Origin of the sequence: Kribbella koreensis (assembly GCF_039525325.1) — a bacterium.
Lineage (GTDB): Bacteria > Actinomycetota > Actinomycetes > Propionibacteriales > Kribbellaceae > Kribbella > Kribbella koreensis.
Genome location: NZ_BAAAHK010000024.1, coordinates 41,127 through 55,795, shown reverse-complemented (window position 1 = coordinate 55,795; position 14,669 = coordinate 41,127). Strand labels below are relative to the sequence as shown.

Genomic DNA, 14,669 nt, shown 5'->3' with positions numbered 1-14,669 from the left:
TGCTGACTGTTGTCGGTGGGGCGTGTGAGGATGCGGGGATGAGTGACTTCACCGTGCGGGCGGCTGGTGCCGGGGACTATGCGGAGCTGCGGGGCGTTTTCGCTGGGGCGATGATGTTCGAGCCGGGGGCGGACGAGTTCGGGCCGCGGATGTTCGAGCCGGAGCGGGCGCTGGTGGTGACCGACGGGGCGGAGATCGTCGGGACGACGCGGGCGCTGACGCGGGATCTGTCGGTGCCGGGGGCGGTGGTGGCCGCTGCTCACGTGACCGGGGTCGGGGTCAAGGCGACCCATCGCAGGCGCGGGATCATGGCGGAGTTGATCAGCCGGCAGCTGCGCGAAGTACCGGAAGCCATTGCGGTGTTGTGGGCCAGCGAGTCGGGGATCTACGGACGGTTCGGGTACGCCGCGGCCGCGTGGGGCCTGTCGTACGAGATCGACCTGCACCGGGTCGGGCCGTCGAGCGTGAAGGCGCGGCCGGGCGAGATCAGTGAGTTGCCGGCCGAGGGTGCGATCAAGGAGCTGGCGCCGTTGCTGCTGGCCCTGCAAGAGCGGCGGCCGGGGGTGTCCGGGCGGTCGGACCTCAAATGGCAGCAGCATCTGGAGGACAAGCCGGACGAGCGCGGCGGCAAGACCGCGCGGCAGATCCTGGTGCACCGCGATGAGACCGGCACCATCGACGGGTACGCGCTCTGGCGCGGCAAGATGCACTGGACCGCGACCGGCCCAGCCAACGAAGTACACCTCGAAGAGCTCGTCGCCCTCACCCCGAGGGCATACCAAACCCTCTGGCAACACCTGCTGACGCTCGACCTGGCCGGCACCCTGGAGTTCGGCTTCGCCGCCATCGACGAGCCACTCCAGCAACTAGTCACCACCCCCACGGCCCTCAACCGCCGCGTCAGCGAATCCCTCTGGGTCCGCGTCACCGACGTCCCCCGCGCCCTGGAACAACGCCGGTACGCCGCTGCCGTCGATCTGGTCCTCGACATCACCGACGACCTGATCCCCGCCAACACCGGCCGCTTCCACCTGACCACAGGCGAGACCGTCAGCTGCAAGCCCACCGAATCCCCAGCCGACCTCACCCTGTCAGTCACCGAGTTAGGCGCGATCTACCTAGGCGGCCGCCAACTAGCCGAGTTCGCCCCCACCGGCCGAGTCACCGAACACACCCCAGGCTCCCTAACCCGAGCCACCGCAGCCTTCGGCTGGCCGACCGCCCCAGTCAGCCTGGAGATCTTCTAGCGGCGGTCGTTGTCGTCCGAGCTGAAGAGGGTCTCGCTGTCCGGCTCCTCCGAGGTGGCGCGTGGCTCACGGCGGCGCAGGTGCTCCGGCGGGGCCTCGTCGTCGAGGATGCCGTCGCCGGGCTTGCCTTCGGGGCCGCCGAAGAGGAGGTCGGACATCTGCAGGTGCATGTGCTCGACGTGCGGTACGTCCGGCAGGATCACCTGGCCGCGCTCGCCGGCCGACTCGATCTGCAGCGTGCCGCAGCCGAGCATGCGGTCGATGATGCCGTGCTCGTAGGAGACGTCGTTGATCCGCATCAGCGGGATGTCCCGGCCGGTCCGGGTCAGGATGCCGTGCCGGGTGATGAGGCGCCGGTTGGTCAGGGTGTAGGTGGAGAAGAACCAGTTCAGGAACGGCTTCGCGCCGAACACGATCAGCACCAGCAACGCGACCACGCCGATCGCGATCCGGGCCGGGGTCTGCAGGCTGCCGTCCGGGACCACCGCGGCGAGGAACCCGCCGCCGGCCGCCAGCACGAGCAGCAGGAACACCGGGAAGATCAGTGCCTTCCAGTGCGTCCGGGTGCTGACGACGATGTACTCGTCCTCACCCAACAACTTCGCCGAGATCGCCATACCCCCAGTCTCACAGTTCCGGGGGCCGCTTGTCTGCGGGGGACACGATTGATTGAACACTGCACGAAAAACTCTTCACAAACTGAATACTGTCGGCCAAGATGCCAAACGGGGTATTTGCTGGGGGCTATTACCTGAGGAGTCTGGGATGGGGATCTTGTCCGTACTCGATCGTGAGCACACGATCGCGCCACCGGGTTACAGCCGCTGGCTGATCCCGCCGGCCGCGCTGGCGGTGCATCTGTGTATCGGTCAGGCCTACGCGACCAGCGTGTACAAGACGTCGATGATCAAGCACTTCGACGCCAGCCAGACCGCGATCGGGGTCACCTTCAGCATCGCGATCGTGATGCTCGGCCTGTCCGCCGCGATCGGCGGCACCTGGGTGGAGCGCAACGGTCCGCGCAAGGCGATGTTCGTCTCGGCCTGCTTCTGGAGCACCGGCTTCCTGGTAGGGGCCCTGGGCATCGGTACGACGCAACTGTGGCTGGTCTACCTCGGGTACGGCGTGATCGGCGGGATCGGCCTGGGGATCGGCTACATCTCCCCCGTCTCCACGCTGATCAAGTGGTTCCCCGACCGTCCGGGGCTGGCCACCGGCCTGGCGATCATGGGCTTCGGCGGCGGCGCGCTGGTCGCCAGCCCGCTGTCGCGGCAACTGCTCAGCCTGTACGACGACGGCTACGACTCGAACGTCTCCACCTCGGTGGCCGGCGGCGGCGCGCTCGTCGCGCTGTTCCTGACGCTCGGCATCGGCTACTTCGTGATCATGATGTTCGGCGTGGTGAACATCCGGGTGCCGGCCGAGGGCTGGAAGCCGGCCGGGTTCGATCCCTCGCAACTGAAGGCGAAAACGCTCGTCACCACCTCGAACGTGTCGGCGGCGAACGCGATCAAGACCCCGCAGTTCTGGCTGTTGTGGGTCGTCCTGCTCTGCAACGTGACGGCCGGCATCGGCATCCTCGAGCAGGCCAGCCCGATGATCCAGGACTTCTTCCGCGGCGACGTCGGCGGCAAGTCGACGGTCGCGGTCGGCGCTGCCGCCGGGTTCGTCGGCCTGCTCTCGATCTTCAACATGGCCGGGCGGTTCGCCTGGTCGAGCACGTCGGACGTCATCGGCCGCAAGCCGATCTACGCGCTGTACCTCGGCGTCGGCATCATCTTCTACTTGCTGCTGGCAACGGTCGGGCACAACAGCACCGCGCTCTTCGTCCTGTTCGCCGCGGTCATCCTGTCCTTCTACGGCGGCGGGTTCGCCACCGTACCGGCGTACCTGCGGGATCTGTTCGGGGGTTACCAGGTCGGCGCGATCCACGGCCGGCTGCTGACCGCGTGGTCGGTCGCGGGCGTCGCCGGGCCGCTCATCATCAACGGATTCCTCGACCGGGAAGGCAAGCCGGGCACGCTGACGGCCGAGGCCTACCGGCCCGCGCTGTTCACCATGGTCGGGGTGCTGGCGGTCGGCTTCGTCGCCAACCTGCTGATCCGCCCGGTCGCCGACCGGTTCCACGAGCCCAGCCGGACCACCGCAGCGGAGGCAGCGAAATGAACCAGACTCCCCGGCTCGTCATCTCCTGGGCCCTCGTCGCCGTCCTGCTCGGCTACGGCATCGTCCAGACGCTCATCACCGCGGCAAAACTGTTTACTCAGTAGCCCTCAGGTGTGTGACATCGCCGGCGGCCAGTGAACGTGGGCCGTCGGCGGTGAGCACCACCAGCCGGCCGTCCGCGTCCAGCTCCGACGCGGTGCCCTCGATGAACACCCCTCCGGGCAGCTCCACCCGCACCTGTCGCCCAAAGGTCGCCGACAACTCGCGGTAGTCCGGCAGGATCACCTCAGGATCGCCATCAGCCTGCACCCAAGCCTGATAGCGAGTAGCCAGTTCCCGCAGCACAGCGGTCATCACAGTGCTCCGGTCAGTCGTCGCAGCACCTTCCAACGCGAGCGACGTAGCCACGTCCGTAGGCCGCTCAGCCGCTGTAAGGCTGACATTGAGGCCAATACCGACCACAGCAGCCGGTCCATCGATTCGCTCCAGCAGGATCCCCGCAAGCTTCCGGTCCTCGACCAGTACGTCGTTAGGCCACTTCACCTGCGCAGGGATCTCCCCCACCCGCCGTACTGCGGACGCAACCGCCAACGGCACCAGCAACCCCAGCCACGGCCACCGATGCGCCGGTATGCCCCTCGGCCGCAGTAGAGCCGACATGAGCAACGCAGAGCGCGCAGGAGTCGTCCAGGTGCGCCCCAACCGCCCACGCCCTGACGACTGGTACTCCGCCGTCACCACAAGGCCTTCAGCAGCCCCGGCACGCGCAGCAGCCGCCACAACGGCATTGGTCGACTCCGTCTCGGCCAGTACGTCGACCTGGCTCCACAGCGAGCCAGGTCGCACCAGCCGCCCCTGCAGGTACTTCGCGTCGAGGGGCGGCCGCTCCAGATCGCCGAACATCAGCCGGTGTTCTGCAGGCCGGCGGCAACTCCGGACACGGTCAGCAGCAGCAGTCGCCTGGTACGGACGATCTGCTGCTCGTCGAGCGACTCATCCGTCCGAAGGCTGCGGAGAGCCCGCAACTGCAGGTAGCTGAGCGCATCGACGTACGGGTTGCGCAGCTCGACCGCCCGGCCGAGCACCCGGCGGCCGCTGAGCAGCTTGTCGCCGCCGAGCACCTTGAGCACCCACTCAGTGGTCAGCTCGTGCTCGTCGAGCATCTGCTTGGTCAGGTCGGGCCGGTCGCCCAGCTCGAGGTAGCGGCCGAGGATGCGGCGGTCGGTCTTCGCCAGCGACATCTCGGCGTTCTCGAGCATCACCTGGAACAGCGGCCAGTTCTGGTTCGCGTCCTGCAGTACTGCGACGTCCCCCACAGCAGAGAGCGCCGAGCCGAGCCCGTACCAGCCCGGCGCGTTCACGCGGGCCTGCGACCAGGCGAAGACCCACGGGATCGCCCGCAGGTCCTCCAGCGACGACACGGCGACACCACGTCGGGCCGGCCGGGAGCCCAGCGGCAGCTGCCCGAGCTCCTCCAGCGGCGTGACCCGGCCGAACCACTCCGCGAACCCCTCGGCCCGTACGAGCCGGTGGTACGTCGTCCGGGAGGCCTCGTCCATGGTCTTCTCCACCACGGAGAAGCGCTCAGCTGCGACCACTGCCCGCTCCTCGATGCCCGGAGTGGAGGCGAGCAGCGTGGCTGCGGTGACCTGCTCGATGTGGCGCTGGGCGATCGCTGCGTTGCCATACCGAGCAGGGATCGCCTCACCCTGCTCAGTGAGCTTGAACCGGCCCGAGACCGAGCCAGGCGCCTGAGCCAGTACTGCGCGGTTGGCCGGGCCTCCACCACGGCCTAGGGCTCCACCACGGCCGTGGAAGAGGGTCAGGCGGATCGCGTTGCGCTGAGCCCAGGCGGTGATCCGCGCCTGCGCGTCGTACAGGGCCAAGGTGGCCGAGACGGGCCCGACGTCCTTGGCGGAGTCGGAGTAGCCGAGCATGACCTCGAACCGGCGGTCGTTGGCCGTCAGGCGGTGCCGGACCCGGGTGAGCTGGATCGCGTTGTCCAGCACCTCCACGGAGTTCTGCAGGTCCTCACCGGTCTCGAACAGCGGTACTACGTCCAGCTCGATCGGCCGCCCGTCCATGGCGGCGTCAGCCAGCTCATAGACGGCAGCGAGGTCGCCCGCGTTGCGGGTGAAGGACACGACGTACCGGCGGCAGGCATCTGGGCCGAAGCGCTGCTGGATCTGGCCGATGACGCGCAGCGTGGCCAGCACCTCCTCGGTCTGGTCGGAGAGCTCGCCACCGCCCAGTACCTCTTCCAGAGCCTTGGTGTGCACAGACGAGTGCTGCCGGACCTCCAACTCGGCCAGGTGGAAGCCGAACGAGGTCACCTGCCAGATGAGCTGCTGCAGCTCGCCATAGGCCTGCCGTAGAGCGCCTGCGCTGACCAGGGAGTCCTGCAGGACCTTCAACTCGTGCAGGAAGTCCGCTGCCCGCGGGTAGCCGAAGTCGGCGTCCCTGGCCCGGGTGGCGGCCAGCCGACGGGCTGCGAGCAGCAGTAGCTGGCGATGCGGCTCGGAGGGCGAGCGGGTCTCGATGTCGGAGATCAGCTCGGGGTTGACCGCACGGGCGTCCTCCAGGATCCGGCGGACCGGCGCGGAGGGCGGGGTGGTCTGCGAGTCCAGGGTGAGCGCCCGGCCGAGCTGGTCGGTCGCCTGCTCTAGCGCACGGAGTACGTGGTCGGCCTGGATCTGCATGGCCTCGCGGGTGATCGCCGCGGTGACGTTCGGGTTGCCGTCGCGGTCACCGCCGATCCAGGAGCCGAGCCGGACGAAGGGTGCCACCACCGGCTGCTTGACGCCGGCGTCCTCACCGGCCAGCGCGTCGTCGAGGCGGCGGTAGACGTTCGCGACGACGTTGAACAGGGTCTCCTCGAAGACAGCCATCGCCGAGCGGACCTCGTCCAGCGGAGTCGGCCGGCTGGTGCGCAGCTGCGACGTACGCCAGAGGATGTCGACCTGCTCGATCAGGCGGCGCTGGTTCTCGGCCAGCTCGCTGTCACCGGCGCGGGGGTCGCTTCGCTCCTCCAGTAGTGCGGAGATGCGGCGGATGGTCGCCAATGCAGCGCGGCGCCGGGCCTCGGTCGGGTGAGCGGTCAGTACCGGGCGGAACTCCAGTCCGTTGAGCAGGGCACGGGCCTGCTGCTCACCAGCCTCGGCGCTGATCTTCTCGACCGCCTGGGCCAGTTCGGAGACGGCTGGCGCGTCGCTGGAGCGGTCGCGCTCCCGTAGTACACGAGCGCGGTGCAGCTCCTCGCTGAGGTTCGTCAGGTGGAAGTAGCAGGTGAAGGCGCGGGCAACGTCCTCGGCGCGCTCGTGCGGCCAGGAAGCGACCAGTGCCTCGGCCCCGGCGCCATCACCGGCGATCGTCAGCTCACGGAGCTTCTCGACGTCGTCGAGCAGCGGCTGGCCGGCGTACTCGACCAGGACACGGCCGAGCAGTTCGCCCAGCAGGCGGACGTCGGCGCGGAGCTCCTCGGGCACTTCGAAGCGTGCGCGGGTACGGGTGCGGGCGTTCGCCTGACTGCCGGTCTCGGTCACGTTCGCCCACGATATCGGGGGCCGCGCTCTCTCGCCCGTCGGTCCGACTAGTGAGCGCCGATCGTGACCTAACGTGACGATCCGTGGCTGTGACGCGACAGTACTAGACCGCGCCGAAGCCGCCGCCGACGACTTGCGAGACGGTCTTCGCGAGCTGGGCCGGGGTGCGGTCGGTGCCGTCGACGACGAGCATCCGGGCGCAGCTCTCGGTCATCGAGGCGAGCATCTCGGCCAGCACCGGCAGGTTGGCGTCGGGATCGGTGACACCCGGCAACGATTGCACGAGGGTCAACCGCAGTCCCTCGACCAGGAACGCGCGGGCCGCCCGGACGCGGTCGGCGACCACGGGGGCGGCGCCGTACTGGGCGCCGAAGACGATTCGCCACGACTGCGGGGACTTGGCCGCCGTCTCGAGGAAGGCGGTCAGGCCTTCGAGTACGTGCTCCTCCGGCGTACCGACGGTCGGGTCGGCCGGCAGCGCGGCGACGATCGAGACGACCAGGTGCTGCTCTTCGCGGGCCAGCAGGGCGAGCAGCAACTCGTCCCGGTTCGCGAAGGAGTCGTAGACGACGGGTTTGGTGACCCCGGCGGCCTCGGCGACGGACTGCATCGTCGTACCGGCGTATCCGCGCTCGGAGAACACCTCGAGGGCCGCGTCCAGAATCAGCGGGCGCCGGCGCTCAGGACCCAGATGCGCGGCACGGCGGCGAGGTTCCGCAACCGGGTCTTCAGGGCTGACCACTTGACAAAGCTATCAGCTCGTAGGAAATTCCTACGGTCTGGTAGGAACTACCGGGGGAGGTCGTGTGGCCGAACGCGGTAGCGCCTTGTGGCTGGAGTCGGAGGATTTCACCGAGCTCGATGTCGGTGAGCTGGCCCGGCTGGTCGACCGGACCTCGGAGCGGGAGCTTCGGCATCGGCTCATCGGGGGAGTCCGAGAGATCGCGTTGCGCGAGATCTTTCGCCGGATGCCGGAGTACCTGCGTCCTGCCCGGGCCGAGGGCTTCGACGCGATCGTCGCCTGGCAGATCACCGGGGCCGGCTCCGGTGGCTTCGACGAGTTCCGGATCCGGGTCAGTGACGGCGCCTGCCGGTTGCTCACCGACCATGCCGAGCCGCCGGCCATCTCGGTCCGCACCGACCCGGCCACCCTGCTGAAGATCGTCACCGGCAACGAGGACCCGGTACTGGCCGTCCTCAAGCAACGCCTCTCGGTCCGCGGCGACCTCGCGCTGGCCGCGCGGCTCACCAAACTCTTCGCCGTCGGCCCCTAGCTCACCGCTCAGGCGACTCCGTACTACGCCCCGCCGCCGCCCGTCCTCCTGGGCGCTCTCCCTTCTCGACGCGAGCAGCCTGCTCGCCCAGCGGCGGGTCCTCAGCCCGCCCATCCCCGCGCGGCTGCCGCACAGCATCCGCCGCCGGCGCCTGCCCGGCCGCCATCCACTGAGCGAACGCGACCCGTGGGTCCACCGGCTTCGCCATCGCCGCCGCGACGCGAGCATCGTCGTCCGCGGCCTGCTGCGCATAGCTGCCCGACCCCGGCCCAGGGCGGCGGTCGGCGGGATCGGGCGGGGGCAGGGCAGACAGGTCTTGGGTCTGCTGTGCGGCTTGCGCCTGGCGCCCGCTCTCCAGCGACAGGTAGTGCTTCTCGGCGGCCTGGACCGTCCCCACCAACGACTCAGCCAGCTCCTGCCCGCGCTGCCGTCCATAGGCCCGACGATTGACCGTCTTGTCGTCGTTCAACGGCTTCAGCGCGGCAAAGCCCTCGTCGATCTTGCTCTGCAACTCCGCCCGTACAGCGGTCTGCTGATCCGCCGGCACCAACCGGGGCAGCTCCGAGTGCTCGTAGAGCAGGTCAGCCGCGGCCCGGCCCTTGCCTGAGCGCGCCTCGCGGTTCATCACGCTCAGCACCTCGTCACCCTCGACACCGATCTCGGCCCCGACGTCGTCGGCGAACGCACGCGCGGCCGAGTCCCAGCCAGGGTAGGTGCGCAGCGAGTCCACCGACCTCAGCTGGAGCGCGAGGTCACGCGGCAACGCCCGGTCGATCAGCGCGTCGGTCCTGGCCTGGCTCCAGGCTTCGTTCGTCCCCTCCTCGATCGGCGTCAGGTCCCCGCGCTTGATGTCGGCGGCCCGATCGGCGAGTTGGTACTCCTCCGGGACCGCCAGATGCCCGAACTCGTGCGCCACCACCTGAAAGGCGCTCCGCCGGGCGATCAGCTGCTCCTCGGTCACCCGTTGACCACGCTGCTCGTACATCTCCCGCAGCGGCCGGACCACCGACTCCTCACTGAGGTTCAGCTTGCCGTAGCCGTACGCCTCGCCCCGGACAGACTCGGCCGGATCGGTGTAGCCGAGCTCCCCGTTCCACAGCGACTTGTCCGCACCGGCCTCGGCCAGCACAGCGGCCTGGATCCGCTCCCACAGACCGTCGCCGATGTCCGGTACCGCGGAATCGGGCCGCCTGCGCGGCTGCTCGGCCATCTCAGCCGGGGTCGACCGTGTGGGCGATCTCGGCCAGCGGCTCGTTCATGTTCAGCGCGGCGAGCTTCTCGGCCTGCGTCGGGGCCGCCTCCGCGATCCGCGCGATCTCCCGCATCCCCTCCTGGGCGCGCGCCCGGCGCTCGGCCGGTGTGCCGTCCGGGCTGGAGGCCTGCAGCAGCACGTCCCACGCCTTGCCGACTGTCTCGCTCTCCGGCGTCCGCGCGTCGGCGACCAGGTCGTCCACCGACTTGAGATAGCGGATCGCGCGCGCCCGCTGCTCGTCGCCGTCGACCGTCGCGGCCAGCGCGCGCAGCCGGGCGACGGCCGCGGCCAGCTGCTCCGGGTCGGTGATCTCGGTGCCCCAGGCGGCGATGATCCGCCGGCGCTCGGCCTGGTACTCGTCGTACTCCACAGTAGGATCCTGCCATCCGGTGTGGTCATCGTCATTCAGGCGAACCGTTCACAGGCGCGCGCAGCCCGTTAGAGTGCCCGATTATGGGAGAGACCGTGAACATCCACACCACCGCCGGGAAGATCGCGGACCTGGAGCACAGGCTCGACGAGGCTGTGCACGCCGGCTCCGAGCGCGCGGTGGAGAAACAGCACGCCCGCGGCAAGAAGACGGCCCGGGAGCGGATCGCGCTGCTGCTCGACGAGGGCTCGTTCTCCGAGCTGGACGAGTTCGCCCGGCACCGGTCGACCTCCTTCGGGATGGACGCCACCCGGCCGTACGGCGACGGCGTGGTGACCGGGTTCGGCACCATCGACGGCCGCCAGGTGTGCGTGTTCGCGCAGGACTTCACCGTCTTCGGCGGCTCACTGGGTGAGGTGTTCGGCGAGAAGATCGTCAAGGTGATGGACCTGGCGATGAAGATCGGCTGCCCGCTGATCGGCATCAACGACTCCGGCGGCGCCCGGATCCAGGAAGGCGTCGTCAGCCTCGGCCTGTACGGCGAGATCTTCCGCCGCAACGTCCGCGCCTCCGGTGTCATCCCGCAGATCTCGCTGATCATGGGTCCCTGCGCGGGCGGCGCGGTCTACTCCCCCGCGGTCACCGACTTCACCGTGATGGTCGACGAGTCGTCGTACATGTTCATCACCGGTCCCGACGTGATCAAGACCGTCACCGGCGAGGACGTCACGCAGGAGGAGCTCGGCGGCGCCCGGACGCACAACACCAAGTCGGGCAACGCGCACTACCTCGGCAGCGACGAGGAGGACGCGATCGACTGGGTGAAGGCGCTGGTCGCGCACCTCCCGCAGAACAACCTCGAGGACCCGCCCGTCTTCGGCTTCGACGCGGATCTCGAGGTCAGCGAGACGGACCTCGCGCTGGACACGCTGATCCCCGACTCGCCGAACCAGCCGTACGACATGCACGCCGTGATCGAGGCGGTGGTCGATGAGGGCGACTTCCTCGAAGTACAGGCGCTGTTCGCGCCGAACATCATCGTCGGCTTCGGCCGGGTCGAGGGCCGGCCGGTCGGCGTGGTCGCGAACCAGCCGATGCAGTTCGCCGGCACCCTCGACATCGACGCGTCGGAGAAGGCGGCCCGGTTCGTCCGTACCTGCGACGCGTTCAACGTGCCGATCCTGACCTTCGTCGACGTCCCCGGCTTCCTGCCCGGCACCGACCAGGAGTGGAACGGCATCATCCGCCGCGGCGCCAAACTGATCTACGCGTACGCCGAGGCGACCGTCCCGATGATCACCACGATCACCCGCAAGGCCTACGGCGGCGCGTACGACGTGATGGGCTCCAAGCACCTCGGCGCCGACATCAACCTGGCCTGGCCGACCGCGCAGATCGCCGTGATGGGCGCCCAGGGCGCGGTCAACATCCTGCACCGCCGCGAACTCACCGCGGCCGCCGACGCCGGCGAGGACACCGACGCCCGCCGCCAGCAGCTGATCACGGAGTACGAGGACCACCTCGCCAACCCGTACATCGCGGCCGAGCGCGGCTACATCGACGCGGTCATCAAGCCCAGCGAGACCCGCGCCGAGATCATCCGCGCGCTGCGCCTACTCCGCACCAAACGCGACACCCTCCCGCCCAAGAAGCACGGCAACATCCCCCTCTGATCGGAGTCCCCATGTCCGACCCCGTACTACGAGTCACCAAGGGCGACCCGACTCCCGAGGAACTGGCCGCCCTGCTAGCCGTAGTCACCGCCCGCTCCATCGCCGCGCCCGTTGAGTCCGCCACCACCACAGACCGGGCCAGCGACTGGGCCACCTACTGGCGCAACCACACCCGCCCCCTACACCCCGGCCCCGGCCGCTGGCGAGCCAGCGCCCACCCGTAAAAGTTCTCAACCAGCTGATCTGCGGAAGCGGATCAGCGGGTAGAGCGGGATTGCGGTGTTGCCTCGTGGTGGGCCGGGGAACGTTGTGGCGCCGTCCAGGTGGAGGCCGTGGTGGGCTGCTCTGGCTACGAGCAGGGGTAGGGCGTCTTCGGAGCGATGGTTGTCGGGGGTGCGGCCGGAGGCGTAGCGGGTGGATTCGCGTTTTTCGGTGGTGGTGATGAAGACGCCGTCCGGGCGGAGGACTCGGGCGACTTCGGCGAGGACCTGGTCGCTGTCGTCCAGTAGATGTAGGAGCCAGATCGCTAGTACCGCGTCGCAGCGGCGGTCGGCGATGGGGAGTTGGGTGGCGTCGGCGGCGGCTACGTGGCCGGGGAGGCGGACGCGGGCGTGGTGGAGCATCGCGGTCGACAGGTCGACGCCGTGGACGAGATTGCCTTGGGCAACCAGTTCGGCGGCGACGGTGCCGGTGCCGACGGCTAGCTCCAGGACGCGTCCGCCCTTGGGCAGTAGCTCCTGGATGGCGTCGGCGGCCGCTTGTGCGCGTTGGGTGCCGCCGCGCGTTTCGTCGTACCGGGCGGCTTCGGCCTCGTCGTACTCGAGTTTGCGGGAGGTCGCCGTCCACAGCGACGGCCAGTCGATGCCGACCTGAGCGAGCATCCGGCGGACCAACGGCAGGGAGATGCCGACGACGTTGTGGTAGTCGCCCTCGATGCCGGTGACGAACGGGCCGCCGAGCCCGTCGACCGTGAACGAACCCGCGACGACCAGGGGCTCGCCAGTCGCGACGTACGCGTCGATCTCGGCCTCGGTGAGGTCGGCGAACCGGACCGTCGTGGACGCGAGCTCGCGGAGTTCCTGGCGAGTGCGCGTGTCGAAGAGGCAGTGGCCGGTGTGCAGTACGCCGGTGCGCCCGCTCATCATCCGCAGCCGCTCGCGGGCGACTTCCGGCGTACCGGGCTTGCCGTAGGCGACGCCGTCGATCTCCAGGACCGAGTCGCAGCCGAGCACGGTCGCGTGATCGGTCAGCGTGGAGACGACCGCCCGCGCCTTCAACACCGCGAGCGCGCGGGCCAGCTCACCCGGCGACTCGGCCGTGACGTTGTCCTCGTCGACGCCCGAGACGATCACCTCCGGCTCGACCCCCGCGTTGCGCAGGGTCTGCAGCCGCGCAGGCGACTGCGAGGCCAGCACGAATCTCACCGGGCCGCTCACAGCTTCGCGAGGGCGCGACGGAGCGGGTCCAGGCCGATCGAGCCCAGATTGAGCGCGTCCCGGTGGAAGGTCTTGAGGTCGAACGCCGCCCCCTTGCGCTGCTTGGCCTCGTCCCGCGCCTGCAGCCAGATCCGCTCGCCGACCTTGTACGACGGCGCCTGCCCCGGCCAGCCGAGGTACCGGTTCAGCTCCGCCCGCAGGAACTCGGTCTCCATCCGCGAGTGCGCGCGCAGGAACTCGAAGCCGAGCTCAGCGTTCCAGATCTCCCCCGGGCGCCACCCGAACGGGTTGTCGCGTGGCACCGCCAGCTCCAGGTGCATACCGATGTCGATGATCACCCGGGCCGCACGGAAGCCCTGCGCGTCCAGCATGCCGAGCCGGGCACCGGGCTCTTCGAGGTAGCCGAGTTCTTCCATCAGGCGCTCGGCATACAGGGCCCAGCCCTCGCCGTGGCCGGAGACCCAGCAGCCGAGCCGCAGCCAGCGGTTGAGCTGGTCGGTGCGCAGCATCGTCTGGGCGACCTGGAGGTGATGGCCGGGCACGCCTTCGTGGTAAACGGTAGTAACCTCGCGCCAGGTGGCGAAGTCCTCGACACCGGCCGGCACGGCCCACCACATCCGGCCCGGGCGGGTGGTCAGGTCCTCGCTCGGCGGCGTGTAGTAGATCGACCCGTCAGAGGTCGGCGCGATCATGCACTCGATCTGCTTGATCGAGTCCGGGATCTCGAAGTGGGTCCCGGCCAGCTCCTCGACGGCGGCGTCGGCGAGCTGCTGCATCCAGTCCCGGAACGCCTCCTTTCCGTGGATCTTGCGGGCCGGGTCGTTGTCGAGCAGCTCCGCGACGGCGCTGATGCTGCGGTCGCCGCCGTTCAGCGAGGCCGCGATGGTCGCCATCTCGCCCTCGATCCGGGCCAGCTCCTGCCAGCCCCAGGCGTACGTCTCCTCGAGATCGACGGCCGCACCGAGGAAGCTGCGCGAGGCGAGCTGGTACACCTCCCGGCCGCACGCGTCCCGATTCGGGGCCTGCGGCAACAAGTCGGTGGTCAGCCACTGGCCGAACTGGTCGTAGGCCTTGCGGGCGGAGGCGGCAGCCGCCTCGACGGTGGCCTTGATCGCGGTGTCCGGCGCCTTCGCGGCGAGCCCGGCGAAGAAGTCGTCACCCTCGGCGCCGGTCCAGCTGGCGATCCGCTCGGCCAGCACGTTGACCTGGCGCGCGGCGGACACCCGCCCGGCGGCGGCCTGCTCGATCAGGGTCTCGCGGAAGCCGTCCAGCGTCGTACCGACCAGGTTCAGCCGGATGGCGATCGTCTCCCAGTCGTCCTGGGTCTCGGTCGGCATCAGGTCGAAGGCCGAGCGGATGTCGACCGGCTTGCAGGAGATCGCGTTCAGCTGGTGCTGCGGCACACCGGCCTCGCCCTGCTCCAGCTCGAGCCCGATCCGCTCCAGCAGCGCGTCCCGGGCGGCCTCTTCCCGCGGCGACGACACCTGTACTTCGGAAGCCTCGGCGACCGTACGCCGGTGCAGGTCGATCAACGCCTCGAACCCGGCCGGCGAGTAGTCCGGCAGCTCGTGGTCGTGGCCGGGGATCCCCATAAAGGTCGCCTCGGTCGGATCCAGCGCGGCGTACGCCTCGAGGAACCGCTCGGAGATCTGGTCGATCGGGCTGTTCGGTGGGGTGGTGTCCGTCACCAGGCCGACACTACCGCGCGG

General features: G+C 69.4%; 14 protein-coding genes. 6 read left to right on the top strand and 8 right to left on the bottom strand.

Going from position 1 to position 14,669, the window contains the following annotated elements:
• Nucleotides 1-38 precede the first annotated feature (38 nt).
• On the top strand, nucleotides 39-1,247 hold the full coding sequence (locus ABD116_RS39740; RefSeq protein ID WP_343983332.1) for a GNAT family N-acetyltransferase: 1,209 nt from the start codon (nucleotides 39-41) through the stop codon (nucleotides 1,245-1,247).
• Here the strand turns inward: ABD116_RS39740 and ABD116_RS39735 are convergent.
• Nucleotides 1,244-1,864 (bottom strand): PH domain-containing protein, encoded by a 621-nt coding sequence (locus ABD116_RS39735; RefSeq protein ID WP_343983329.1) that lies wholly within the window; start codon nucleotides 1,862-1,864, stop codon nucleotides 1,244-1,246. The two genes, ABD116_RS39740 and ABD116_RS39735, sit on opposite strands and share 4 nt — an antisense overlap.
• A gap of 148 nt (nucleotides 1,865-2,012) precedes the next feature.
• Between ABD116_RS39735 and ABD116_RS39730 the strand changes: the two genes are divergently transcribed.
• A complete protein-coding gene (locus ABD116_RS39730) occupies nucleotides 2,013-3,413 on the top strand; it encodes an OFA family MFS transporter (RefSeq protein WP_343983326.1) in 1,401 nt (466 codons plus the stop codon).
• A complete protein-coding gene (locus ABD116_RS41900) occupies nucleotides 3,410-3,517 on the top strand; it encodes an MFS transporter small subunit (RefSeq protein ID WP_425552256.1) in 108 nt (35 codons plus the stop codon). The genes ABD116_RS39730 and ABD116_RS41900 overlap by 4 nt, the downstream gene beginning before the upstream one ends.
• Here ABD116_RS41900 and ABD116_RS39725 read toward each other — a convergent pair.
• The 3 genes from ABD116_RS39725 to ABD116_RS39715 form a co-directional block, all read right to left on the bottom strand.
• Nucleotides 3,507-4,316, bottom strand: a complete 810-nt coding sequence (locus ABD116_RS39725) for a biotin--[acetyl-CoA-carboxylase] ligase (protein WP_343983323.1) — start codon at nucleotides 4,314-4,316, stop codon at nucleotides 3,507-3,509. The two genes, ABD116_RS41900 and ABD116_RS39725, sit on opposite strands and share 11 nt — an antisense overlap.
• The gene (locus ABD116_RS39720; protein WP_343983321.1) at nucleotides 4,316-6,955 is read right to left on the bottom strand and encodes a phosphoenolpyruvate carboxylase; all 2,640 of its coding nucleotides are present in this window, start codon (nucleotides 6,953-6,955) and stop codon (nucleotides 4,316-4,318) included. The genes ABD116_RS39725 and ABD116_RS39720 overlap by 1 nt, the downstream gene beginning before the upstream one ends.
• Before the next feature lie 103 nt (nucleotides 6,956-7,058).
• Nucleotides 7,059-7,697 carry a TetR/AcrR family transcriptional regulator gene (locus tag ABD116_RS39715; RefSeq protein WP_343983319.1) on the bottom strand — a complete coding sequence of 213 codons (639 nt, stop codon included), beginning with the start codon at nucleotides 7,695-7,697 and terminating at the stop codon, nucleotides 7,059-7,061.
• Between the two features lie 64 nt (nucleotides 7,698-7,761).
• On the opposite strand from ABD116_RS39715, the gene ABD116_RS39710 reads away from it, so the two are divergent.
• A complete protein-coding gene (locus tag ABD116_RS39710) occupies nucleotides 7,762-8,229 on the top strand; it encodes an SCP2 sterol-binding domain-containing protein (protein ID WP_343983316.1) in 468 nt (155 codons plus the stop codon).
• 1 nt (nucleotide 8,230) lies between these two features.
• Here ABD116_RS39710 and ABD116_RS39705 read toward each other — a convergent pair whose 3' ends face one another.
• Nucleotides 8,231-9,439 carry a hypothetical protein gene (locus ABD116_RS39705; RefSeq protein WP_343983312.1) on the bottom strand — a complete coding sequence of 403 codons (1,209 nt, stop codon included), beginning with the start codon at nucleotides 9,437-9,439 and terminating at the stop codon, nucleotides 8,231-8,233.
• Between the two features lies 1 nt (nucleotide 9,440).
• A complete protein-coding gene (locus ABD116_RS39700) occupies nucleotides 9,441-9,851 on the bottom strand; it encodes a hypothetical protein (protein WP_343983309.1) in 411 nt (136 codons plus the stop codon).
• 83 nt (nucleotides 9,852-9,934) lie between these two features.
• Here ABD116_RS39700 and ABD116_RS39695 point away from each other — a divergent pair, with 83 nt between their 5' ends.
• Both ABD116_RS39695 and ABD116_RS39690 read left to right on the top strand, forming a co-directional pair.
• Nucleotides 9,935-11,524: an acyl-CoA carboxylase subunit beta gene (locus tag ABD116_RS39695; protein WP_343983306.1), complete on the top strand. Its 1,590-nt coding sequence runs from the start codon at nucleotides 9,935-9,937 to the stop codon at nucleotides 11,522-11,524.
• Nucleotides 11,525-11,535: 11 nt separating this feature from the next.
• The gene (locus ABD116_RS39690) at nucleotides 11,536-11,748 is read left to right on the top strand and encodes an acyl-CoA carboxylase subunit epsilon (protein ID WP_343983303.1); all 213 of its coding nucleotides are present in this window, start codon (nucleotides 11,536-11,538) and stop codon (nucleotides 11,746-11,748) included.
• A gap of 6 nt (nucleotides 11,749-11,754) precedes the next feature.
• Here ABD116_RS39690 and ABD116_RS39685 read toward each other — a convergent pair whose 3' ends face one another.
• A complete protein-coding gene (locus ABD116_RS39685) occupies nucleotides 11,755-12,948 on the bottom strand; it encodes a Maf family nucleotide pyrophosphatase (RefSeq protein WP_343983300.1) in 1,194 nt (397 codons plus the stop codon).
• A gap of 8 nt (nucleotides 12,949-12,956) precedes the next feature.
• On the bottom strand, nucleotides 12,957-14,648 hold the full coding sequence (locus ABD116_RS39680) for a DUF885 domain-containing protein (protein ID WP_343983297.1): 1,692 nt from the start codon (nucleotides 14,646-14,648) through the stop codon (nucleotides 12,957-12,959).
• Nucleotides 14,649-14,669 lie beyond the last annotated feature (21 nt).